Source organism: Xanthomonas hortorum pv. pelargonii (genome assembly GCF_024499015.1).
GTDB lineage: Bacteria > Pseudomonadota > Gammaproteobacteria > Xanthomonadales > Xanthomonadaceae > Xanthomonas > Xanthomonas hortorum_B.
Map to the genome: position 1 here is coordinate 3,615,091 of NZ_CP098604.1, position 23,366 is coordinate 3,638,456.

Here is a 23,366-nt window from a genome sequence, read left to right on the forward strand (position 1 = left end):
GCTGGTAATCGGGAATCGGGAGTAGGGAATCGGTAGGGCGCATCGCGGCAGCTGATCGTGCGTCGGCTGCTGAACGTTCAAGGCGCTACCTGATTAGCCCCGACTCTCAGCCATGAAAATTGCTCGCTGCACGTAAAACCGGCTCTGGGCATGGTGTGGATTGCATCATGGCCGTGGCAAGTCGTGGCAGCATCTCGCGCAAGCGGAATCGACGATTAAAACGATAGGCCGCTTCTCCCAGGTAACGCCTTGCGTATTTGCCTTGCGCGATGGCGTGATACACGCCACTGATGGCGCGCTTGAGATTGCCCAGCACCACGTTGAGCCAACGTGCACCGGCCGTTTCGGTCGCGGCACGACCACCGCCAGTGTCCAGCGTGGTGTGCGCGTGGCCGGCGTCTTCTAGCCGGCGGAAGCAGGCCAGCCCATCGGTGTAGACCTCGCATTCGGGCGCCAAGCGACGGGCAATCCAGTCCTGCAGCGAGGTGTTATCGAAGCTGCGCACCGGCTCGATCACCACAAAGCGCGGCGCGGTGAAGGTGGCATCGGTCTGCACCGCAATCAGGAACGCTTGTTTGTTCTCCGATCCGCGTCCGGCCTTGCCACCGTTACGCTCGCCGCCGAGATAGGCATCGTCGATCTGCACGAAACCCGCCAGTTTCCGCATGGATTCGCGCTCGGCCATAACCTGCATGATCTTGTGTTTCATCCGCCAGGCCGTCTTGTAGTTGACGCCCAGATGCCGCATCAACTCCAGCGCGGCCATGTTGGTTTTGGTCGAGGTCAGCAGGTGCAACGCCAGCATCCAGGTGCGCAGCGGCAGCTTGGTGCCTTCGAACATCGTGCCTGCAATCAGGCTGGTCTGATGCCGGCACGCGCTGCATTGGTAGTAGATCGCAGCACCCCGCTTGAAACGCGAGCGCACGCGTCCGGCACAAACAGGGCAACGAAAGCCTTGCGGCCAGCGCCACTTGTAAAGCGCGCGATAGCACTTGGCTTCGGTGCCGTAGGACGCGAAGAACTCAGGCATCGACAATCCCGCTTGGAACTGCACGGCATTGATACTCATCACGCCACCTCGTTGGCTTCAGGTGACAGCAGCATCCACCCAGCGCGGCGCAGATCCTGCGACAGGCGGCTGATGGTCAGGGCTAATCAGGAGGCGCTAAGCTTTTGCGATTCCCCATTCTCGATTCCCGATTCCCATGACCTTAAACGGCAAAACCCTGTTCATCACCGGTGCCTCGCGCGGGATTGGCCTGGCGATTGCGTTGCGGGCGGCGCGCGATGGCGCCAATGTGGCGATTGCGGCCAAATCGGCAGTGGCCAACCCCAAGTTGCCTGGCACCATCCATAGCGCAGCCGCGGCGGTGACTGCGGCCGGTGGGCAGGCGCTGGCGCTCAAGTGCGATATTCGCGAAGAAGAACAGGTGCGTGCGGCGGTGGCCGCGACTGTCGAGGCGTTCGGCGGTATCGACATCCTGATAAATAACGCCAGCGCGATCTGGTTGCGCGGCACGTTGGACACGCCGATGAAGCGTTTCGATCTGATGCAGCAGGTCAATGCGCGCGGCAGTTTTCTGTGTGCACAAGCGTGCCTGCCGCATCTGTTGCAGGCGGCCAATCCGCACATCCTCACCCTGGCGCCGCCACCGTCCTTGAACCCGGCGTGGTGGGGCGCGCATACCGGTTACACCTTGGCCAAAATGGGCATGAGTCTGGTGACCCTGGGGCTGGCCGCCGAGTTCGGCCCGCAAGGCGTGGCGGTCAACGCGCTATGGCCACGCACCGTGATCGCCACCGATGCGATCAACATGATCGATGGCGTGGATGCCGCCGCGTGTCGCCGGCCGGAGATCATGGCCGACGCTGCGCATGCAGTGCTCACGCGCGAGGCGGCAGGATTTCATGGCCAGTTCCTGATCGACGACGAGGTGCTGGCCCAGGCCGGCATCACCGACCTGAGCGGCTATGCGGTCGACCCGTCGCGTGCGTTGCTGCCGGATCTGTTTCTCGACTGAGTGCGGCGAACATCGCAGCGCGCTTGGCTGGATACGGAGGGCCGCCGGGAATCGGCGTGCGGGGGACCGCGATTCTGAGGATCGGATGTGGCAGACCAGCGGTCGCGCTTTCGAGATGCAGCTGTCTTACGTCCGTCCTGAAGTGAGCACAAAAAGTTCACAGTAGGGTTTGTTATCGTGCGCGGCTGAAAACGTTTCCAACAGGGATGTACCGCGCGTGTCTCCGAAGTTCCGTGTGCTTGTCCTGGTGGCTTGCGTGTCCGTGCTGGCGACCGCCTGTGGCGGCAAGTCGCAGCAGCCTGCAACCGGTGCCGATACCAAGACGACTGAAAAGCAGGTGGATTCCTTGCAGGGCGTCAACGCCAAGCTCGGCGCCTATATCGACTGCTTCAACCGCGTCAACGCGAAAGTGCACGCCGGCGCCAGGTACTACACCGGCTGGATGCAGGACCCGTTCGCCGGCCCGACCGGTCGCGAATCCGGCATGACCGGTCCATACGATATCGACCACGACGACATGAAGCAGTGCGATGCGCCGGTCAGTGCGGCCGCTGCGGCGAAACCATCGCTGTCTGCGTTGGACAAGGCGGCACGCGACTATCGCGCGGCATTGAAGGCGCTGCAGCCGATCAGTCACGCGGTGGCCGATTACTACACGCGGCAGGACTACGAAGACGACCAGTTCGCCAAGGGCAAACAGCTGCATCCGGAGTTGATGGATGCGCTGGCGACCTACGCCGATGCCAGCACAACCTTCAGCGCCGAACTGGACCTGCAAAACGACGCGGCGCAACGCGAAAAACTCAAGATGCTGGAGCGGGGCGAGGGCCGCACGCGCGAGTACTACCGGCTGGCGATGATGCTCGACGCCAAGAAGATCGCCGATGCGCTGGAAGAGGATCAGTTCGACGTGCCACGTGTCACCGCGCTGCTGGACGGCTTCAACCGTCTCTCCGATGAGGCGCATGCCAAGGTGGCCGATCAGGAGCCGGGCAAGCTGACCTGGAACAGCTTCGAAACCGCTGCAGAAACCTTCCGCAGACAAGCCAGGGCGCGGGTGAAACGCGTGGTCGAAAAAACGCCCTATAGCAAGCTGGAACAGGGCTGGTTGAATAGCCCCTCGCTGGCGCCCGAAGGCTCGTCGCGCAAGTTGCTCAACACTTACAACGCACTGGTGTCCGAAAGCAATCGTGAGTAAACACTGCTGTCCTTAGCCATCGTTCGTGTGCCGGGCGATCGGCTGCGCCAGATGTCATTCGGCCGCACGCTGCGGCGCCACCTTCTTCACCCCATCAATGGAACGCAAGATGACCCATGAACTTCGTTATGCGCCGCTCGCCGCGGCGATGGCTTTCGCTGCGCTGCTTGCCGGCTGCCAGAAAAACGCACCCGCCGCCGCGGTGGAAGGCGCCGACAAGATCAACGCCTACATCACCTGCTTCAACGGCGTCGAGCAGCCGATCCATGAGAGCTATCAGCAGTATATCGGCTGGATGCAGGACCCCGAGGCTGGTCCGACCGGCAAGGAAAGCGGTATCCATGCACCGGGCACGGTGCTCTCGCATCACGTGGACGAATGTGGCGCGCCGATGACTGCGGCATTGGCGCAAACGCCGGCCAACCCCGAGCTCGACCCGGTGGCCAAGACCTATCAAGAACGTTTCACCACGCTCAACGAACGTATCGGGGAAGCGGTGCGCTACTACGACCGCGAGGATTATCTGCGCGACGACGGCAAGGGCATGAAGGCACTGCACGCGCCGCTGATGCAGGCCTATCAGGCATTCTTCGAAGCCGGCGAAGCCATGAATACCGCGCTTGAACATAATGAAGACACGCGTCGCCAGGCGCAGATCGATGCGATCGAAAAGGAAGAAGGCCGCAGCGCCTCCTGGTATCACCTGAAGATCATCGGCGAAGGCAAGCAGCTGGTGCAGGTGCTCGACAACGACACGCCGGACCTTGCCGCAGCGCAGTCCCAGCTGGCGCGCTACCAAGGCATTCTGGAAGAGGCGCAGAAGGCCAAGATCGGGCAGGGCGATGCGATGTGGGGCCATATGGAACGTTCCGCCGACAAGCTTGCGCGCGAGTCGGGGCGGCTGGTCGAGCGTATCCGCACCAAGACACCATTGAACAAGAGCGAGCAGATGCTGCTGGAAAGCGGCTCGATGCCGCCGGGTGGCACACGCCAGGCAGTGCTGGCCAGCTACAACGATCTGATCGACATGAGCAACCGCATGTCGCATTGATGCTGTGCACGCGTCTCTCGCGTTGTGGAAGCGCATCGAACAGGTGATTGTGCAAGTTCCGAAGGCAGCGCTATTTCGAGTGGTAGCTGAATTCAGATGTAGTCAAAAGCTCAGTGATCGAGGGCGCGGTGCCCTCACCGCTCGCGGGACACGCCGTGAATCCGTCCATGGAGGCTCGGTGGCGGCATCCATGCCGCCACACGGTCCCGCAATCGGTGAGGACACCGCACCAGGGCGTTGGTCGGTAACTGCGTAAAAAGCTGGCCGTCTCGCGAGTTGCATTGGCCTGCTGATGCGGGTCGCAGAATTACATGTGAGCCAGCAAAGTAGAAGCACATCATGCATTGCTTGGACCACACACACCGACCATCTCGACGGGTCCTTGCCCGCTCACCGGCGCGGGACCTTACGCGGCATGGATGCCGCGTAAGAGCCTACACGGACGTACTTGCGGCGTGTCCCGCGCCGGTGAGCGGGCAAGGGCCCTGCAACCAAGCCGCAGATCAGCCGCTCTATACCTGATCGATCCGCACTTCCCAACCACTCCAAGACACTTTAGCCGTTGGAGAGTTCCGGCAGCGGCTCTGCACATTGCCGGCAATAACGCGCATCCGGCGCATGGCTTTCCAGCCCGCAACGCGGGCAATTGCGGACATCGCGCTTGCCGGCGTGGCCGCCTTCGCGCAGCGTGCTGGCCAGTTCGGCGGTGTAGATGCCGGTGGGCACCGCGATGATGCTGTAGCCGATCAGGATCAAGGCCGATGTCACGAAGCGGCCCAGCGTGGTCTGCGGCACCAGGTCGCCGAAGCCCACTGTGGCCATGGTCACGATGGCCCAGTACATGCTGGTCGGGATGCTGGTGAACCCGTGTTGCGGGCCTTCGATCACGTACATCGTGGCACCGGCGATCACGGTGATGGTGAGTACGCTGAACAGGAACACCAGCACCTTGCGCCGGCTGCGCCACAGCGCATCCACCAGTTGCCCGCTTTCTTCGATATAGCGGGTGAGCTTGAGGATGCGGAACAGGCGCAGGATGCGCAGCACGCGCACGACCAGCAGCGTCTGCGCACCAGGCACGAAGAACGACAGATAGCTGGGCAGGATCGACAATAAATCGATCACCCCCCAGATGCTGAGCGCGTAATGCAGCGGGCGCCGCACCACCGCCAGGCGCAATGCGTATTCGATGGTGAACAGCACCGTGAACGCCCATTCCAGCGGCACCAACCAGTGCGCCGAGTGCGAGTGGATGCGCGGCACGCTGTCGATCATGATCACCACCACGCTGGTGAGGATCGCCACCACCAGCATCAGATCGAAATTGCGCGAGGGGCGGGTGTCGTGCCGGTAGATGATGTCGAACCATTGCCGGCGCCAGCCGTGGTCGGTGGCAGGGGTGAGCTGAGGATCGGAGAAAGGGCGCATGCGCGCATTGTGCCGCAGGCCGGCGAATGCGCGAGAATGCGGGTTCTCCCTCCGCTTCTGCGACCCACCATCATGAGCACCGCTGCCGATTCGCCCCTGTCCCTCGCGCATTACTACCTGCCGGTCTACCGCCCGCGCCAGGTGGTGCTGGAGCGTGGACAGGGCAGTCGCGTGTGGGACGACCAGGGCCGCGAGTATGTGGATCTATCCGCCGGTATCGCGGTCAGCGGGCTGGGCCATAACGACCCGGACCTGATGTCTGCGCTGATCGAGCAGGCCGGCAAGCTGTGGCACACCAGCAACGTGTTCTTCAGCGCACCGCCGCTGAAGCTGGCCGAGGAACTGGTCACTGCTTCGCGTTTCGCGCAGAAGGTTTTTCTCTGCAACTCGGGCACCGAGGCCAACGAGGCGGCGATCAAGCTGGTGCGCAAGTGGGCAAGCAATCAGGGCCGCCCGGCCGACAAGCGCGTCATCGTGACCTTCCGCGGCAGCTTCCATGGGCGCACCCTGGCCTCGGTCACTGCGACCGCACAGCCCAAGTATCAGGAAGGCTACGAGCCGCTGCCCGGCGGCTTTCGCTATGTGGATTTCAACGATGTGGCGGCACTGGAAACGGCCATGGCGGCGGGCGATGTCGCTGCAGTGATGCTGGAGCCGATTCAGGGCGAGGGCGGAGTGATGCCGGCTGAGCCGGGCTTTCTGAGCCGCGTGCGCGCGCTGTGCGATCAGCACGATGCGCTGCTGGTGCTGGACGAGATCCAGTGCGGCATGGGCCGTACCGGCACGCTGTTTGCGCACTGGCAGGAGCAGGTGACCCCGGACATCGTGACGCTGGCCAAGGCGCTGGGTGGCGGCTTCCCGATCGGCGCGATGCTGGCCGGCCCCAAGGTGGCCGAGACCATGCAGTTCGGCGCGCATGGCACCACCTTCGGCGGCAATCCGTTGGCCGCAGCGGTGGCGCGCGTGGCGCTGCGCAAGCTGGCCTCGCCGCAGATCGCCGAGAACGTGGCGCGGCAGTCGGCCGCGCTGCGCGCCGGTCTGGACGCGCTCAACGACGAGTTTGGCGTGTTCGCACAGATCCGCGGGCGCGGCTTGATGCTGGGTGCAGTGCTGGCCCCGGCGTATGCCGGGCAGGCCGGGGCGATCCTGGATTTTGCAGCCAAGCATGGCCTGCTGCTGTTGCAGGCAGGGCCGGATGTGCTGCGCTTCGTGCCGGCACTCAATCTGACCGATGCCGAGTTGGCTGATGGGTTGGAACGTTTGCGCCTTGCGATTGCCGAGTACGTCGCGCAGCAGTGATGCAGAGCTGCGCTTTCTGCGCCATCGTGGCCGGCACCGCGCCGGCCACGATGGCGAAGGAAGATTCGCCGGCGATTCCCGATTCCCCAATCTCGAATCCCGGCTCTCCTACGCCACTCCATACCGCTTCAACACCCGCCGCAAGCCGCGCGCATCGCGCACCGTCTCCGCGTGCAGGCCGGCTGCACGCGCGCCACGCACGTTGACGAACAGGTCGTCGACAAACAAGGTGCGCGCTGCTGCAGTGGCGTCCAGCTGTGCAAGCGCGCGCTGATACACCTGCAGGTCGGGCTTGCGGCCGCCGAGTGCGCCGCTGCACAGCACGCGGCCCTGCAATAACGGAAACAGCGCACGCACGATCCGCTCGATTGCCTCCACCATCAACGGCCCATTGTTGGTGAGTACCGCCACGGCCGTCGTCGCCGATACCGCCAGCACCTGCGCCACCACCGAGGGGTCCGCGCGGCACGCCGCTACGCGTGCGTCGATCCAGGTGGCGCGATCGATCACGCCGCCCAGCCCCTCGCTCAACTGCGCCAGGTAGTCCTGCGTGTCGATCGCGCCGGCATCGTAGGCACGCTCCAGGCCTTGCTCGAACAACACCTGTTGCACCCGTTGCGGCGTGCAGGCAGCTGCTGCAGCAAGTGCAGCCACGCGGCGCGGCCGCGAGTAGCAGGCCAATACGCCATCGAAATCGAGCAGTAACAGAGAGGGTGCTGCAAGCGGCATGCGCGGATTCGTGATGCGGCTGCGCAGCGTTGTCGATCTGCGACGTCATGGCAAGCATGCGAGAGCTGGTATGACCGGATGCGCGCAGGTGGGTGGGGACATTACGTATTCAGATCGTTGAATTCGGCAGCAACCTACCCACCCGCGCTGCCCCTACCCTCCGCGCGCGGCTTGCGGCGGAACTGCGCTGGTTATGGTCGATGCATGCCGCATTTGCGGTGTCAGCCGGTCTGGGGGAGCGGCCCGGTCACTCAGCACGCCACACGCATCCAGGGGTCGATTGCATGCCTAAGCGCTTCAAAACCGATCAGCTGGCGGTCTCGGTCGCCGCCATTCTCACCACCGCCACGCGTCGCCACACGCTTGCCTCGATGACCTTGTTGCTGGCCGGCGTACACAGCCTGCCCGCATTGGCACAGGAAGCGCGCACGCTCGATGCGGTCAGCGTGGTGGGCACCGGTTCCACACGCACGACCGCGTCGATCTCGGTGGCCGACATCCAGGCCCAGGTGCCCGGCGTGGCGCCACAGCAGTTACTGGCGAGCCTGCCCGGGGTGAATGTGCAGACCACCGATCCGTTCGGGCTGTACGAGTTCGGCGACTCGATGACCATCCGCGGCTTCTCTGCCAACCAGATCGGCGTGACCCTGGACGGCATCCCGATCGAAACCTTCGACACCCGCGAAGGCGGGCCGATCACCCGCTACGTGTCCAGCGAGAACCTGCTCGACGTCACCGTGTCGGCAGGTTCCGGCGATGTCACCCAGCCCTCGTATCACGCACTCGGCGGTGCGATCCGCTACACCAGCCTGCCACCGAAGGGGGGCGATACCTGGAGCGGCAATCTCACCCAGACCATTGGCTCGGACGATCTAGTGCGTAGCTTCGTGCGCCTGGATACGCCGGATTGGTGGGAAGGCGGCCCCAGCGCGTACCTCTCCGCATCTCGCACGCAGGGCGGGGTGTGGGACATGGAACCGGCCACGCAAAAGAGCGATCACTTCGAAGCCAAGATCCGTCAGGCCTGGGATGCGGGCAGCCTGACGCTGGGCTGGATCTACAACAACCGCAAGGACTACGACGTGCAGTCGTACAACTCCGACGGCTCGGTGGCGTGGGATCTGCACGAACGCATCACCGGCAACCCGGAGGTAGATGCCGAGCACTACAGCGAATGGCAGAACGGCCGCCGCGATTCGCTGCTCAGCCTGCACGGCGATTTTCTGTTCAACGATGCGGTCGGCTTCACCTTCACCGGCTACTACGAAAACAAGCATGGTTACGGTGTCGGCGGCACGCCGCCAAGTACGGCTACCGGCTTATACAACGATGCCATCGTCGGCACGCCGGGGCGTACCGATATCGCCATCAACGACCCCCAGATCGTGGATGCCAACGGCAATGTCACTAGCGTCGGTGCGATGACCCGGCGCGAAGAAATCATGGGTGGCGATCGTTATGGTGTGACCACCGCAGTGTCGTGGGAGACCGAGCACAACAAGCTCGAAGTCGGCGCCTGGTACGAGAACTACGACTTCGATCAGGTGCGCCCGCTGTACAACCTGGACCCTGCCACCGGCGCCTTGCTCAAGGGCTCGCTGCCGATCGTCATCTACTACGACAACCACTTCTCCACCGAGGTGAAGCAGCTCTACATCAAGGACACGCTGCGTCTGCTCGATGACCGGCTCACGATGGAGTTCGGCGCCAAGGGCCTGGATGTCAAACGCGATTACAACGGCATCGCCAATCTGGACGATTTCAATGTCGGCGTGCGCCGCGATGTCACCATCAAGAACAGCGACTGGTTCCAGCCGCAGGTCGGCGCCAGCTTCCAGCTTGCCGAAGGCGTGCAACTGTTCGCCAACTACGCAGAAAACTTCAGCTCCGCCCCGCGGCTGGCGTTGACCTCCGGTGCGTTCAATCCGGATATCGCGCCGGAAGAATCCACCAATATCGACATCGGCATCCGCGCCGAATCCAGCCAGTGGAGCGGCTACATCGCCGCTTACAAGATCGATTACGAAAACCGCATCATCGCGCTGACCGACCCGGATCCGCTGGTGGTCGCGCCCACCGTCTACGCCAATGTCGGCGACGTACAGACCTATGGTGCGGAGGTGTCCGGCATGTGGAAGCCGGCGCCGGGCTGGCGGCTGGGCGCCTCGTTGACCTGGAACAAATCCGAATTCCAGGACAACTATTTCGGCCCGGTCAGCGGCAACCTGGTGCAGGTGGAAGGCAACGAAGTGCCGGATTCGCCCAAGGTGATGTTCAGCGTCAACGGCGGTTGGGAAGGCGAACATTTCTTCGTCAACCTCGATACCAAATACACCGGCAAGCGCTACGGCGACACGCTCAACACCGATCAGGTGGATGCCACCTTCATCGTCAACGGCAGCGTGGGTTATCAGGGCGAGGATGCGGGTTTTCTGGCCGGTGGGCGGCTGCAGTTGTCGGTCTACAACCTGTTCGACAAGGACGATGCGATCGGTGCGGTGTTCCCGAACGAAAGCTCCGGCTCGTACCAGTTGATCGCACCACGCCAGCTGTTCGCCAGCCTGGCCTACAAGTTCTGAGCCAGTGATGCGGCCGGCGTCGCTGCCGGCCGCGCCATTGTTTTTGTCGGTCGTACTCGATCCATGACATGCAAGGACTACGCGTTGATGCAAGGCAACCACTCTGGGGCGATGACGCGGCGGCAATTGCTGGCGCGCATCGGCATGACCGCTGGCGGCGCAATGATGTATCAGGCGATGAGCAGCCTGGGCATGGCAGCCGAATCAAATTTCAAAGGGCCGCTGCAACTGGATGGCGACCCGAAGGGCGCCTCGGTGCTGATTCTGGGTGCTGGGCTGGCCGGCATGGCGGCGGCCTTCGAACTGCGCAAGGCCGGGTATCGCGTGCAGTTGCTGGAATACAACGATCGCCCCGGCGGCCGTAACTGGACGCTGCGTGGCGGCGACCGTTACACCGAACTGGGCGGGGCGACGCAGCACTGCCAGTTCGACGAGGGGCTGTATCTCAATCCCGGGCCGTGGCGCATTCCGCATCACCACAAGGCGGTGCTGAGTTACTGCAAGCAATTCGGCGTGGCGCTGGAAGCGTTCAATCAGGTCAACTACAACGCGCTGCTGCATAGCGAAAAGGGCTTCGGCGGCAAACCGCAGCGCTTTCGCGCAATCGATGCCGATTACAAAGGCCACGTGTCCGAGCTGCTGGCCAAGTGCACGCAGCAGCAGGCCCTGGACAAGAGCGTGAGCCGCGAAGACCAGGAAGTGTTGCTGGAGTCCTTGCGGACCTGGGGCGCGCTGGATCACAAGTTCGGCTACGTCAAAGGCAAGGACAGCAGCGAGCGCCGCGGCTTTGCGCGTTATCCCGGCGGCGGTCTGTCCGGCAAGCCGGAATTCTCCGATCCTTTCAGCGTGCAGGATGTGTTGCGCTCGCGCCTGTGGACCACGCTGGCGGCCGGCAACAACTACGAAATGCAGACCACCATGTTTCAGCCGGTGGGCGGCATGGACCAGATCGGCAAGGCATTCGCGGGCCAGCTCGGCGATGCCATCACCTACAACGCCAAGGTCACCAAGATCGATCAGGATGGCAGCGGCGTGCGCGTGTCCTGGCAGGATGCCGCGCACGGTGGTGAAGAACGCATCGCCAGTGCCGATTGGTGCATCTGCACGATTCCGCTATCGGTGCTCAGCCGCATTCCGGTCACCGCCAGCGACGCAATGACCACCGCGATCGGCCAGGTGCCGTATGCGGCATCGGTGAAAGTGGGCCTGCAATTCAAGCGCCGCTTCTGGGAAGAGGACGAAGCCATTTACGGCGGCATCAGCTACACCGATCTGCCGATCACCTTGATCAGCTATCCCAGCACCAACTATCACAGCCCCGGCAAGGGCGTGCTCCTCGGTGCGTATGTGTGGGGATTGGACGCTTACCAGTTCACCTCGATGACCCCGGAGCAGCGCGTGCGCAAGGCGGTCGAATACGGCACGCAATTGCATCCGCAATATCCGCGCGAGTTCGAGAATGGTATTTCGGTCGGCTGGCACCGCGTGCCGTTCACCCATGGCTGTTTCGGCATGTGGAGCGAGCAGGCGCGTGCCGAACATTACACGCCGCTGTGCCAGATCGACGGGCGCCTGGCGCTGGCTGGTGAGCACGTGTCCTATATTCCGGCCTGGCAGGAAGGTGCGATTTTGTCTGCGCACGATGTCGTGGGCCGTCTGCATCGCAAAGTGCTGGCCGGAGGAGGGCGCGCATGAGTCTGTTGCCACGTTTGGCCGCTGCCACGTTCGTCGTTGCGATGGCTGCATTGCTGCTGCCACCGGGCGCATACGACGCCCAGGCGCAGAGTTCCGATGCCACGCAGCTGTTCCCGCAGCAGGGCTTTGCCAAGGCATCCGGCCAGGATGTCTATCAGGCGATCTGCCAGGGCTGCCACATGCCGGCCGGGCGCGGCGCACAAGGCGCGGGCGACTATCCCGCGCTTGCCGGCAATCCCAAGCTCGCCGCCGGCCCCTACGTCACCATGATGGTGCTCGACGGCCACGCCGGCATGCCCGGTTTCGGTGAGATGCTCAACGACCGCCAGGTGGCCGAAGTGGTGAGCTATGTGCGCACCCACTTCGGCAACGATCACACCGAGGTCGTCACCGCCGACGACGTCAAATTGCTGCGCCACTGATTCTTTGTCTCTCATGCAAGGAGTTGCCATGTTCCGTCCAGTGACTGCCGTTCTCACCGCCGCCATGCTGTGGTCCGCAGGCCTCACCGCCGCGCATGCTGCAGAGGTGATCCGCCACAAGATTCCCAATAGCGATTTCCCCATCGCTGCCGCGGTGGAAATTCCCGCCGGCAAGGCCACCGTCTACGTCAGTGGCAAGGTACCGGCCGTGGTGGACACCAGCGCGCCGAAAGACTCGGCTGCTGCGTATGGCGACACCAAGGCGCAGACGGTCAGCGTGTTGAATCAGATCAAGCAGCAACTCGCAGCGCTGGGCTTGGGCATGGGCGATGTGGTGAAGATGCAGGTGTTTCTGGTCGGCGATCCAGCGATGGGCGGCAAGATGGATTTCAACGGTTTCATGGAAGGCTACCGTCAGTTCTTCGGCACCAAGGAGCAGCCCAATCTGCCGGCGCGCTCTGCATTCCAGATCGCCGCGCTGGGCAATCCGCTGTATCGGGTGGAAATCGAAGTGGTCGCCGTTCGTCCTTGAATCCGCATTGCCATTTTGTTGGAGGTTGTCATGAAAACTGCTCTTTCGCGCCGCACGTTTCTACGTGACTCCGCGCTGTTTGCCGGCGCTGCAGGGGCAAGTGCGCTGCCGCTGTTGGCCAGCGCCGCCGAACGCTCCGCCGCCATCGTGCCTACACCGGCGAGCGCGTTGTCGCCGGTGATGATCGGCTCCAATGAATTCCCGGATGGTCCATCGGCGGCAGCGGTGAGAGCCATCGCACAGATCGCACCGCAAGGTGGGCGCTACCTGCGCGATGTGCAGATGGAACTGATGAATACCCTGGCCGCCGAGCTCAAGCTGCCGGTCAATCACCTGATGGCCTACGCCGGTTCCACCGAGCCGCTGGACTACACGATGCTGGCGTTCACCTCGCCCAGCGCAGCGCTCGTCACCGCAGATCCCACCTACGAATCCGGTTGGCGCGCCGCCACCCGCAATGGCGCCAAACTGATCAAGGTGCCGTTGCGCAAGGACTTCTCGCACGACGTGCAGGCGATGTGCGCCGCCGACGCCAGCCCGGGCGTGATCTACATCTGCAACCCCAACAACCCCACCGGCTCGGTGACTGCGCGCAAGGATCTGGATTACGCACTGGCGCACAAGCCCAAGGGCAGCGTGCTGGTGGTGGACGAGGCCTACATCCACTTTGCGAACAGCACCAGCAGCGTGGTCGACATGGTCGCTGCAGGCGAGGACGTGGTGGTCTTGCGCACCTTCTCCAAACTTTACGGCATGGCCGGCATTCGCCTGGGCTATGCAGCTGCACGCCCGGACCTGCTGGCCAAGCTGATGTTCTACAGCGTCAACAGCCTGCCGGTGACCGCCGCTGCTGCAGGCCTGGCCAGCCTGCGGGATCCGGCATTGGTGCCGCAGCGCCGCGCACGCACGGCGGCCACGCGCAAGGATGTGATGGAGTTTCTCGCCAAGCAGGGCTACGCCTGCAGCGCATCGGAGAGCAACTGCTTCATGGTCGATGTGAAGCGCCCGGCTGCCGGCTTCAAGGACGACATGGCCACCCATGGCGTGTTCATCGGCCGCAGCTGGCCGGTGTGGCCGACCTGGTCGCGGATCACGGTTGGCACCGAAGTGGAGATGGCACGCTTCAAGCAGGCGTTCGTGCAGGTGATGGCCGGCAAGCGCGGCCCATTGCCGCTGACGGAAGCCAGCGCCGATGTGCAGGATCCGATGGATGCTTTTTTCCGATACGCATGAGGCGTTACTCTGGTCACACCGGCGCATGCGAACGCGTTGGGGTGACCAGGCGCGCTGGGTGTCGCGCATCTTTTATCGCAGGAGTGTTCCTTTGAAGCTGTTTTCGACGATTGCGGTGCTTGGACTGGTGCTGCTGGCACCTTCGGCATGGGCGCGTACTTGCGCGGTGACCATCACTGGCAACGATCAGATGAAGTTCGACCAGAGCGCGATCAAGCTGGCGCCCGACTGCACGCAGGTGGACCTCACCCTCAAGCACTCCGGCAAGATGGCCGCCACGGTGATGGGCCACAACTGGGTGTTGACCAAGGCTGCCGATTTTCAAGCCGTCGCCAATGCCGGCGTACGCTCCAGCATCGCCGACAGCTATCTACCCAAAGCCGACCCCCGCGTGATCGCGCATACCAAGGTCATCGGCGGCGGCGACAGCACCACGGTGAGCTTTGCGACCAGCAAGTTGAGCAAGGGCGGCGATTACACCTTTTTCTGCTCATTCCCGGGTCATTGGGCAATGATGAAAGGCACGCTGAGTTTTGGCTGATGGGGTCTGCGACATCGCCTGAAAGGCGATGTCGCAACGCATGCACATGCGCGTCAAGCGCAGGCTGTTATACGCGCGCTCGGATCAGTTCGGTGCCGCATCCGAGCCAGTATGCGGATCGGCCGCCCGCAATAATCCGCGTTGCAAGGCCTGCGCCAAGGCGCTTTCGCGACTACGCGCGTCGAGCTTGCGGTAGAGATTTTTCAAATGGAACTTGACGGTGTTTTCTGACAGGTGCAAACAGCGTGCGATCTGTTTGTTGGAATAACCACGCGCCAGTTGTGCCAGCACTTCCAGTTCGCGTTCGCTGAAAATATCGCCGGCCGGGTCTTCGTCGCCACTGAGGCGTTCGAGCAAGGCTTGAATGGTAAGCGCACGCGTGGTGCCGCCCACGGTATGCGGGTCGTGTTGACGCAGCGAGCGCAGCATCGCCTTGGCCGGCAGGCCGAGTTCGACGATCGCCTGCCAGCTTTGCGTCAGCGCCACATGATCCAGCGCGCTGTACAGATGCGGCAGCGCAGCGACCAGTTCGCCGCGCTGCTGCAGCACCAGGGCGATGCGCGCACGGGTGCGGGCGAGATGGCACAGGTTGTCGTTGGCCAGGCAGGCGTGTTCGATCTGGCCCAGGATGGTCAGCGCCGCGCTGCTGCGGCCGGCCAGGCGATGCCAGCGTGCCAGCGCAAAGCCCATCGCCGCGCGGTCGCGCCAACGGTGCGCCGAGCGCAGGGTATGCGCCAATCCGGATTCACCCCCGGTGCGCGCGATCAGGACATCGATGGCGGCATTGCCTGGATGCTCCAGCAACAGCATCAGGCGCCAGGCTGCGGCCAGTTCCGATAGCCGCATCAGCTTGCGCCCATGCGCGATCTGTTCGATGTGCTCGAGCAGCGCCAAGGCACTGCGCCCGCTGTGATCGCGCACGCGCTCCAATCCCAGTGCGGTGTCGTAAGCGGCCGCCAGCACGTCCATGCCGCCGTCGTGTTGCTCCAGCAATTCCAGCGCCGGATGCAGCAGATCGGCCGCATCGTCGTGATGCCCGCGTTCGTAATGCAGTTGCGCCAGCAGACAGTTGGCGGCTGCTTCCAGCACGCGATCCAGTTGCGGCGTGCGTGCGCACCCGCTCAGTGCCTGTTGGTAACAGGCCTCGGCGTCGCTGAGGCGACCGCGATAGAAGAAACTCTGGCCCAACGACAACAGCGCCTGGCTCGCGCCCAGTTCGCTGCCGCCACGCTGCATCGCATCGCGTGCGTTCAAGGCATAGCGTTCGCTTAGTACAAAGGCGCCTTGCGCAATGGCGGTGGTGGCACAGATGCACAGCAGCATGCCGCGTCCGAGATGGTCGTCTTCGTCCAGCGCGGAGGCTTGTGCGGCGATCTGGGTCAGGCCATGCGGATTGCCGCAGATCTCATCGAGGCGATCGCGCAGTGCCGCCACCACCACGGTGTAATCGCGCTGCAAGGGCTCACGCAGTGCAGCGGGAAAGTCGCGGAAACGTTCCAGCAACAACCGCGCGTGGCTGAATTCGCCAAGCTTCGCATGCAGATGCGCTTGAGTGAGATTCAGCGCCGGGGTGTCGCGGATGGTGCGGTGTTCGAAGTGACGCAGCAGCGCGCGCACTGCATGCGTGCCGTGGGTCAGCAGCAGTTGCCAGGTACCGGCACGCGCGATGTAGCTGGCCGCCAGGTCGCCGCAATCGCCGCGCGATGCGTGCCGCACCGCTTCGGCCAGATACTGATGATCGCCGAACCAGCGCGCGGCACGTTGATGCAGTTGCATGGCCTGGCCAGGATGCTCGCGGTCCAGCAGCTGCTGCAAAAAGTCGGCGAACAACGGGTGATAGCGAAACCACTCGCGCTCGCCATCCATGGGCACCAGCAGGCCGTGGAAATGTTCCAGCCGCGCCAGCAGCCGGCCGCTGTCGTCGCGCTGGCGCACCGCATCGGCCAGCGCGGCGTTGACGCGCTCCAGCACACTGGTGCGCAACAACAGATCGCGCGTGTCGGCATCCAGATCGTTGACCACCTGCTCGGCCAGGTACGCGGCGATCTGCGCGCTGCGCCCGGAGAAACGCGCGGCCACTTCCTGCTGACGTTGCGCGCCGCCTTCCAGCCACAGCCGCGCCAGATGCAGCGCCACCGGCCAGCCTTCGGTGTAACGCAGCAATTCTTCCACGACCGGCGCGGGTACCTGCGGCCCCAGCAATGCCTGCGCTTCGCGCTCGTCCAGCGCCAGTTGCGCGCTGCCCACGCGGCTGAGCAGCGCCTGCAGATCCAGGCGGGCCAATGGCAGCGCCGGTATGCGTCGGGTGGCCAGCAACAGGTGCAGACGTCCGCCGCTGTGTTCGACCAGGCGCAACACCAGCTCGTCGACGATGCCGCTGCCGAGCCGGTCGTAGTCGTCGAGAATCACGCTGATGCGCCGTGGCGCGGCGCGCAGCGCGCGGATCAGCACCGTCACCGCCTCGCGCGGGTCCTGATCGCGGTTATGCAGCACCGCTGCGCACAGTGCCTGATCCGCCCCTGCGCTCTGCAGCGCCAAGGCCAGATGGCCGAGGAAGCGCGCGGCGTCGGCGTCTTCTTCATCCAGTGACAGCCACGCCACAGCGGCGTGATCGCGCGCGCACAGCTGCGCATGCCACTGCGTCAGCAGGGTGGTCTTGCCAAACCCTGGCGGCGCCAGCAACAGCGTGAGCGGGCGGGCGTGTGCCTGATCCAGCGCAGCCAGCAACGCGCCACGCACCACCGCACCAGGGCGCGCCAGCGGCGGCTCCAGCTTGCTGGCAAGCAGCCAATCGGGAAGAACGGAATCGCGCGACGGTGACGGGCGCGGAGTAAGCAACGCAACAGGCTTGAGCATGAGGCGAGGGCGGCCGTGGCAAGCGTCGGCAGCGCGCCGACTCGACGCACTGCAGATCGTGATGAAACAGCGGCGACGCACCAGGCGTCACCGTGACCGGCGACGACGACACATCCGCTGCTTCGAGGGTCCCCACCCATGCCCGTCCGTGGACACCTTTCAGAAAGGTATGACAGCCACAAGACAAAAGCAAAGTTTGCGGTGGTCGCTGCGCAAATCACATCCAGCAGCGACCCGCATGAATGCGCCTCAGCGCGCCACTTCCGCAAATGCCTCGCGTGCCGCTGCAAGCGTGGCTTCGATCACCGCAGCGTCGTGCGCGCTGGACATGAAGCCGGCTTCGTACGCCGACGGCGCCAGATACACGCCCCGTTGCAGCATCGCGTGGAAGAAACGGTTGAAGGTGGTGATATCGCAGGCGGTGGCTTGCGCGTAGCTCTCCACGATCTCGTCGGTGAAGAACAGCCCGAACATGCCGCCGACCTGATTGGTGGTGACCGCGATGCCGGCCGTGTGGGCGGCATCTTCCAGGCCTTCGCACAACGCGCTGGTCTGCGCGCTCAGGCGCGCGTGGAAGCCCGGCTCCTGCACCAGCTCCAGCATCGCCAGGCCCGCCGCCATCGCCACCGGATTGCCCGACAAGGTGCCGGCCTGGTAGATCGGGCCGGAGGGTGCGATCTGCTCCATCAGGTCGCGCCGGCCGCCGTATGCGCCCACCGGCATGCCGCCGCCAATGATCTTGCCGAAGGTGCTCAGGTCCGGGGTCACCCCGTAATGCGCCTGCGCGCCACCGAGCGCCACGCGGAACCCGGTCATCACTTCGTCGAAGATCAGCAGCGCGCCGTGCCGCGTGCACAGCGTGCGCAGGTGCTGCAGGTAGCCGGCCTGCGGTGGAATGCAGTTGGCGTTGCCGACCACCGGTTCGATGATCACCGCCGCTACATCGGCGCCGATCTCGTCGAACAGCGCCGTGGCGCCTTCGAAATCGTTGAAGGTGAGGGTGGCGGTCAGCTCGCTCAGGCCGGGCGGCACGCCGGGCGAGGTCGGCACGCCCAGAGTGAGCATGCCGCTGCCGGCCTTGACCAGAAACGAGTCGCCATGGCCGTGGTAACAGCCTTCGAACTTGACGATGCGATTGCGCCCGGTGGCGCCGCGCGCCAGGCGCACCGCCGACAGCGTGGCTTCGGTGCCGGAATTGACCATGCGCACCATTTCGCAGGAGGGCACCAGCCGATTGATCGTCTCGGCCATGGTCACTTCGGCCGCACACGGCGCACCGAACGACAGCCCATCGCGGATCGCACGCTCCACCGCCTCGCGCACCGCCGGGTGATTGTGGCCGGCGATCATCGGCCCCCACGAGCCCACGTAGTCGATGTAGCGGTTGTCGTCCACGTCATACAGATACGGGCCATCGGCGCGCGCCACGAAAAACGGCTCGCCGCCAACCGACTTGAACGCCCGCACCGGTGAGTTAACGCCGCCGGGCAGCAGGGTCTGCGCCTGGGCGAACAGGGCGTGGGAGCGGGAGTGGTTCATGCGCGTAGATCCTTGAGTGATGCCGATGGGGCGGCGCTGCCCGACCACGGGCAGCGCACGCGCCATTGTCAGGCTTGCGCACCCTGTCCGCCTACCCACCGTGTGCCTGCCTACCCGTCGGAGCCGGCGGGTAGGGCAACGCGGCTGCCTATGATCGAACGGGACGGTATCGATGGTTTGGGGCATGAGCTGATGGCGGGTGGTCATTGGTGCTTCGATCCGGATGTTCAGTAAGTGTGATTCCGGTAGCCACTGGCGCCGTTCATTTTTGTCGCGTTGCCGACAGTTCCAGACTTGGGGAGAAAGCATGAACCGTAGTATCCAGAAGCGTGCCTTGGCGTTGGCGCTGGTCGTGGCGATGGGGAGCGTCCACGCGCAGTCCACCAGCGGCAGCATCGTCGGCAGCGTGGGGCAGAGCAGCGGCACCAGCGTGCTGGTGGAAAACAACAGCGGTTTTACCCGCGAAGTGCCGGTGGATGCGCGCGGCCGTTACACCGCCGGCAATCTGCCGCTGGGTACCTACAAGGTCACGGTCAAGCGCGATGGCGCAGTGGTGGAAACCCGCGAAAACGTCGCCATCACGGTTGGCGCCAACACCGACGTCTCGTTCACTGCCGCGTCGGGGAGCGGTATGCAGACCCTGGATAGCGTCACCGTTACCGCCGCAGGCCTGACCACCATAGACGTCAGCAGCGTGGACACGCGCACCGTGGTCACCGCCGAGCAGCTGCAGCAACTGCCGCTGGGCCGTACTGCCGAAGCCATCGCCTTGCTGGCGCCGGGCGTGGTGGTCAACAGCGGTGGCTTCGACAACGGCCCGCTCGGCGGTTCGCTGCCCAGCTTCGGCGGCTCGGCCGCCAGCGAAAACGCCTATTACCTCAATGGCTTCAACACCACCACCATCAGCAACAATCTTGGCGGTCTGACCCCGCCGTACGGCGCCATCGACCAGCAGGAAATCTTTACCGGCGGCTACGGCGCGCAATACGGCCGCGCCAACGGCGGCGTGATCAACCAGATCGGCAAGCGCGGTACTAACGAGTGGAAGTTCGGCACCGCAGTGATCTGGGAGCCGAACGGCCTGCGCGCCAATCAGCGCGACATCTACTGGCGCCCGGATGCGCAGGCCAGCACCGTCAACAACGCCGCCTATCGCTATGCGCGCGCAGCCAACGGCCTGTACCAGCCGGCCAGCGAGGCCGAAGCCAACCAGACCACCTACAGCGCCTATGTCGGCGGGCCGATCATCCAGGACAAGCTGTTCTTCTTCCTGGCGGCCGAGCAGGTGGATTCGGACGGCGTGCGCGTCGGCACCAATCGCGACACCGACAACGGCCGTACCGGTGGCCTCACCGATTACGACTACAAGCAAAAGCGCTGGTACGCCAAGGTGGATTGGAACATCACCGACAATCATCTGATCGAGGTGACCGGCGCCAGCGACGAGGCCGAAACCAACGGCTCCATCTACCGCTACAACTATGTCGATCGTACGCGCGGCAGCTATTTCACCGACGAATCCACCTGGAAAACCGGCCCGACCCTGTTCACCGGCAAGTACACCGGCTATCTCAACGACAATCTCACCGTAACCGCGTTGTACGGCAAGATGAGCACGCCCGACGAGCTGACACCCTTCAATTACAACGCGGCCGGTGGCCCGGTCATCAACAGCGCCGCATTGCAGAATCCTGCCTATACCGGCGGCACACCGCGCATCGGCAGTCAGCTGGTCACCTCGGTCAGCTCCCCGGATCGCGAGTACAAGAAAGACAATCAGCGCCTGAATCTGGAATGGCGCATCGGCCACCACACGCTCAACTTCGGTATCGATAACCAGAAGTCCGAAGGCATCGATGTCGGCTCGGTGCTTTCCGGCCCCGGCTTTGCGTGGACCTATGGTCAGACTAACGATCCCAATGGCCTCCTGACGGGTGGACTGGTCAGCCAGTCTGCCAACGAAGCTGGCGGCATCGGCGCGCCGAGCCCGGGCCTGGTTGATCCGGTCAACGGATCGAGCGGCTATTACGCGGTGCGCAACATCAACACCAGCTTGTATTCGTACGAGGCCAAGCAACGCGCCTACTACATCGAAGACAAGTGGCAGGTCACCGATAATTTGCTGTTGAGCATCGGCCTGCGCAAGGACGAATTCACCAACTACACCCCGTCTGGCGATCCTTATATCGAAGTGGACAATGCCTGGGCGCCACGGTTGGGCTTCAGCTGGGACGTCAACGGCGATTCGAGCCTGAAGGTGTTCGGCAACATCGGCCGTTACTACCTGGGCCTGCCGCTGTCGGCAGTGAGCCTGTTCACCCCGGCCACCACCACCGATACCTATTTCACCTACAGCGGCATCAATGCTGATGGCACGCCGATCGTGGCGCAGCAGCTGGGTTCGGCAGTGTCGGCCAACTCGCGCTTCGGTCGCATCGCCGATGTACGTACTGCGGTGGTCAAGGACATCGAAGGCGAGAACCAGGACGAGATCATCCTTGGCTTCACCAAGCAGCTGGACACCGGCTGGGTGTTGGGCGTGCGTGGTACGCATCGCCGCCTCAATGCGGGTATCGACGATCAGAACTACGACGTCTCCAACACTGCGTTGATCGCTGCCGCCGCCGCGCAAGGCGTGACCATCGACTTCTCGCAGGTTGCCGGTGCATCGCTGATCAATCCCGGCCAGACCAACACCTGGGGCGTGATCGGCACCGATGGCCAGTTTCATGAAGTGGCGGTGAGCCGCGAGGCTGCGGGCTTCCCGAAGTTCAAGCGCAATTACTCTGCGGTCGAATTCAATCTGGAGCGCCCGTTCGACGGCCAGTGGTACGCCAAGGTCAACTACGTCTGGTCGCATAGCTACGGCACCACCGAAGGTCAGGTGCGTTCGGATCTGTGGCGTACCGGCGGTGCGCTAGGCAGCTATCAGGGCCAGGCGTCGGTCTCTACGACGCAGAGCTGGGATCATGCGGCGCTGATGGAACACTTCAACGGCGATCAATCCAACGATCACCGCCATCAGCTCAAGTTGTTCGGCTTCTACCAGTTCAATCCGCAATGGGGCGCGTCGGCCAACTTCAGCCTGATTTCGGGCGCGCCGCATAACTGCCTGGGCAACTACTACGGCGACAACTACCCCGGCACGGATCCGGCCGGCTACGGTGGCAGCGCGATCACCGGCGGGCCGTACCACTACTGCTACAACCCGGAAACCGGCACCGGCGTGGCATCGCCTCCGGGTTCGCAGGGGCGTCTTGGCTGGATCGCGCAGCTCGACATGGGGGTGACCTACAAGCCGGCATTCGCCGCCGGCAAGCTGGCACTACGCTTCGACGTGTTCAACATCACCAACGAGCAGACCGCGACCAACATCTACCCGTTCTCGCAGCTGCCCGACAACACCACCAACCCGCTATGGGATCAGGTCGTCGCCTATCAGGCACCGCGCTCGGGCCGGGTGACGCTGAGCTACGACTTCTAATCGCGTTGGGCGATGGAGTCAAAACCGGCAGCGACGCGTGATGGCACGCGTCGCTGTTTTTTTGGGTGATGGGGCTCTAACCAGCTTCAATCGTCTGAATAAGGCGCGCGACCCGCGCGACTTTTTACCGGGTCACGGCCAACGCTCTGATGCGGCGAGGGCAGCGCGCCCCCGGCCCACTGAGCTTTTGCCTGCATCTATCCGACGCGACGACTCGATCATTCGGTTGTATTGATTGGGTTGGACGATGCGGATAGATCAGGTGTAGAGCGGTTGATCTGCGGTTTGGCTGCAGGGCCCTTGCCCGCCTACCATCGCGGGACACGCCGCAAGTACGTCCGTGTAGGCTCTTACGCGGCATCCATGCCGCGTAAGGTCCCGCGATGGTAGGCGGGCAAGGACCCGTCGAGATGGTCGGTGTGCATGTTTTCAAGCAACCAGCAAACTGTCTGGTGCGGTTTCCTCGCCGATTACGGGACCGTTGGCTGCAAAGATGCCGCCATTGAGCCCCCAGGGACGGGGTCACGGCGTGTCCCCCGAGGGGCGAGAGCAGCGCGCACTTGAGTTCTTTGCGTTTGCTGCAGGGTCCTTACCCGCCCACCATCGCGGGACACGCTGCAAGTACGTCCTTGTAAGCTCTTACGCGGCATCCATGCCGCGTAAGGTCCCGCGACGGTGGGCGGGCAAGGACCAGTCGAGTTGGTCGGTTTGCATGGCTTTTAACAAAGCAGCCAGGAAACTCTCTGGTGCGGTGTCCTC

16 protein-coding genes are annotated in these 23,366 nt (G+C 63.7%); 11 read left to right on the forward strand and 5 right to left on the reverse strand.

Translation table 11 applies throughout. The annotated features are described in order from the left end of the window. Nucleotides 1-106 precede the first annotated feature (106 nt). Nucleotides 107-1,069, reverse strand: a complete 963-nt coding sequence (locus tag NDY25_RS15625; protein WP_006448937.1) for an IS1595 family transposase — start codon at nucleotides 1,067-1,069, stop codon at nucleotides 107-109. 136 nt (nucleotides 1,070-1,205) lie between these two features. On the opposite strand from NDY25_RS15625, the gene NDY25_RS15630 reads away from it, so the two are divergent. The 3 genes from NDY25_RS15630 (at nucleotide 1,206) to NDY25_RS15640 (ending at nucleotide 4,270) form a co-directional block, all read left to right on the forward strand. Next, complete coding sequence (locus tag NDY25_RS15630; RefSeq protein WP_168958727.1) at nucleotides 1,206-2,021, forward strand: SDR family oxidoreductase; 816 nt, start codon at nucleotides 1,206-1,208, stop codon at nucleotides 2,019-2,021. 217 nt (nucleotides 2,022-2,238) lie between these two features. Next, complete coding sequence (locus NDY25_RS15635) at nucleotides 2,239-3,219, forward strand: YiiG family protein (RefSeq protein ID WP_168958728.1); 981 nt, start codon at nucleotides 2,239-2,241, stop codon at nucleotides 3,217-3,219. A gap of 109 nt (nucleotides 3,220-3,328) precedes the next feature. Further along, nucleotides 3,329-4,270, forward strand: a complete 942-nt coding sequence (locus NDY25_RS15640) for a YiiG family protein (RefSeq protein WP_233366536.1) — start codon at nucleotides 3,329-3,331, stop codon at nucleotides 4,268-4,270. A 555-nt stretch (nucleotides 4,271-4,825) separates the two neighbouring features. Here the strand turns inward: NDY25_RS15640 and NDY25_RS15645 are convergent. Further along, nucleotides 4,826-5,698, reverse strand: a complete 873-nt coding sequence (locus tag NDY25_RS15645; protein ID WP_168958730.1) for an ion transporter — start codon at nucleotides 5,696-5,698, stop codon at nucleotides 4,826-4,828. Nucleotides 5,699-5,770: 72 nt separating this feature from the next. Here NDY25_RS15645 and NDY25_RS15650 point away from each other — a divergent pair, with 72 nt between their 5' ends. Then, entirely contained in the window at nucleotides 5,771-6,997 is a 1,227-nt protein-coding gene (locus NDY25_RS15650) for an acetylornithine transaminase (protein ID WP_168958731.1), read from the forward strand. Between the two features lie 108 nt (nucleotides 6,998-7,105). On the opposite strand, the gene NDY25_RS15655 is transcribed toward NDY25_RS15650, so the two are convergent. After that, nucleotides 7,106-7,726, reverse strand: coding sequence for an HAD-IA family hydrolase (locus NDY25_RS15655; RefSeq protein WP_256627553.1), 621 nt, complete (start codon nucleotides 7,724-7,726; stop codon nucleotides 7,106-7,108). Nucleotides 7,727-8,010: 284 nt separating this feature from the next. On the opposite strand from NDY25_RS15655, the gene NDY25_RS15660 reads away from it, so the two are divergent. From NDY25_RS15660 to azu, 6 genes are all read left to right on the forward strand, one after another. Further along, a complete protein-coding gene (locus NDY25_RS15660) occupies nucleotides 8,011-10,305 on the forward strand; it encodes a TonB-dependent receptor (RefSeq protein WP_168958733.1) in 2,295 nt (764 codons plus the stop codon). Between the two features lie 87 nt (nucleotides 10,306-10,392). Beyond that, the gene (locus NDY25_RS15665) at nucleotides 10,393-12,000 is read left to right on the forward strand and encodes a flavin monoamine oxidase family protein (RefSeq protein ID WP_168958734.1); all 1,608 of its coding nucleotides are present in this window, start codon (nucleotides 10,393-10,395) and stop codon (nucleotides 11,998-12,000) included. Next, nucleotides 11,997-12,422, forward strand: a complete 426-nt coding sequence (locus NDY25_RS15670; protein ID WP_168958735.1) for a c-type cytochrome — start codon at nucleotides 11,997-11,999, stop codon at nucleotides 12,420-12,422. The genes NDY25_RS15665 and NDY25_RS15670 overlap by 4 nt, the downstream gene beginning before the upstream one ends. A gap of 28 nt (nucleotides 12,423-12,450) precedes the next feature. Further along, entirely contained in the window at nucleotides 12,451-12,954 is a 504-nt protein-coding gene (locus tag NDY25_RS15675) for a RidA family protein (RefSeq protein ID WP_023904987.1), read from the forward strand. A 30-nt stretch (nucleotides 12,955-12,984) separates the two neighbouring features. Then, nucleotides 12,985-14,187, forward strand: coding sequence for a pyridoxal phosphate-dependent aminotransferase (locus tag NDY25_RS15680; protein ID WP_168958736.1), 1,203 nt, complete (start codon nucleotides 12,985-12,987; stop codon nucleotides 14,185-14,187). Nucleotides 14,188-14,278: 91 nt separating this feature from the next. Then, nucleotides 14,279-14,728, forward strand: a complete 450-nt coding sequence (gene azu, locus NDY25_RS15685) for an azurin (protein ID WP_074058195.1) — start codon at nucleotides 14,279-14,281, stop codon at nucleotides 14,726-14,728. Nucleotides 14,729-14,812: 84 nt separating this feature from the next. Here the strand turns inward: azu and NDY25_RS15690 are convergent, their stop codons facing one another. Both NDY25_RS15690 and hemL read right to left on the reverse strand, forming a co-directional pair. Next, nucleotides 14,813-17,584 carry a winged helix-turn-helix domain-containing protein gene (locus tag NDY25_RS15690; protein WP_168958737.1) on the reverse strand — a complete coding sequence of 924 codons (2,772 nt, stop codon included), beginning with the start codon at nucleotides 17,582-17,584 and terminating at the stop codon, nucleotides 14,813-14,815. A 249-nt stretch (nucleotides 17,585-17,833) separates the two neighbouring features. After that, the gene (hemL, locus tag NDY25_RS15695) at nucleotides 17,834-19,123 is read right to left on the reverse strand and encodes a glutamate-1-semialdehyde 2,1-aminomutase (RefSeq protein WP_168958738.1); all 1,290 of its coding nucleotides are present in this window, start codon (nucleotides 19,121-19,123) and stop codon (nucleotides 17,834-17,836) included. Between the two features lie 307 nt (nucleotides 19,124-19,430). On the opposite strand from hemL, the gene NDY25_RS15700 reads away from it, so the two are divergent. Then, nucleotides 19,431-22,607: a TonB-dependent receptor domain-containing protein gene (locus NDY25_RS15700; RefSeq protein ID WP_256627554.1), complete on the forward strand. Its 3,177-nt coding sequence runs from the start codon at nucleotides 19,431-19,433 to the stop codon at nucleotides 22,605-22,607. The last annotated feature ends 759 nt before the right edge of the window (nucleotides 22,608-23,366 follow it).

What these genes read in the sequence shown, in the direction of transcription:
- NDY25_RS15660 (WP_168958733.1), top strand. Translation starts at nt 8,011, where the DNA reads ATGCCTAAGCGCTTCAAAACCGATCAGCTGGCGGTCTCGGTCGCCGCC.
- NDY25_RS15690 (WP_168958737.1), bottom strand. Translation starts at nt 17,584, where the DNA reads ATGCTCAAGCCTGTTGCGTTGCTTACTCCGCGCCCGTCACCGTCGCGC.
- NDY25_RS15645 (WP_168958730.1), bottom strand. Translation starts at nt 5,698, where the DNA reads ATGCGCCCTTTCTCCGATCCTCAGCTCACCCCTGCCACCGACCACGGC.
- NDY25_RS15665 (WP_168958734.1), top strand. Translation starts at nt 10,393, where the DNA reads ATGCAAGGCAACCACTCTGGGGCGATGACGCGGCGGCAATTGCTGGCG.
- NDY25_RS15625 (WP_006448937.1), bottom strand. Translation starts at nt 1,069, where the DNA reads ATGAGTATCAATGCCGTGCAGTTCCAAGCGGGATTGTCGATGCCTGAG.
- NDY25_RS15655 (WP_256627553.1), bottom strand. Translation starts at nt 7,726, where the DNA reads ATGCCGCTTGCAGCACCCTCTCTGTTACTGCTCGATTTCGATGGCGTA.
- NDY25_RS15650 (WP_168958731.1), top strand. Translation starts at nt 5,771, where the DNA reads ATGAGCACCGCTGCCGATTCGCCCCTGTCCCTCGCGCATTACTACCTG.
- NDY25_RS15700 (WP_256627554.1), top strand. Translation starts at nt 19,431, where the DNA reads ATGAACCGTAGTATCCAGAAGCGTGCCTTGGCGTTGGCGCTGGTCGTG.
- NDY25_RS15640 (WP_233366536.1), top strand. Translation starts at nt 3,329, where the DNA reads ATGACCCATGAACTTCGTTATGCGCCGCTCGCCGCGGCGATGGCTTTC.
- NDY25_RS15630 (WP_168958727.1), top strand. Translation starts at nt 1,206, where the DNA reads ATGACCTTAAACGGCAAAACCCTGTTCATCACCGGTGCCTCGCGCGGG.
- NDY25_RS15670 (WP_168958735.1), top strand. Translation starts at nt 11,997, where the DNA reads ATGAGTCTGTTGCCACGTTTGGCCGCTGCCACGTTCGTCGTTGCGATG.
- NDY25_RS15680 (WP_168958736.1), top strand. Translation starts at nt 12,985, where the DNA reads ATGAAAACTGCTCTTTCGCGCCGCACGTTTCTACGTGACTCCGCGCTG.
- NDY25_RS15675 (WP_023904987.1), top strand. Translation starts at nt 12,451, where the DNA reads ATGTTCCGTCCAGTGACTGCCGTTCTCACCGCCGCCATGCTGTGGTCC.
- hemL (WP_168958738.1), bottom strand. Translation starts at nt 19,123, where the DNA reads ATGAACCACTCCCGCTCCCACGCCCTGTTCGCCCAGGCGCAGACCCTG.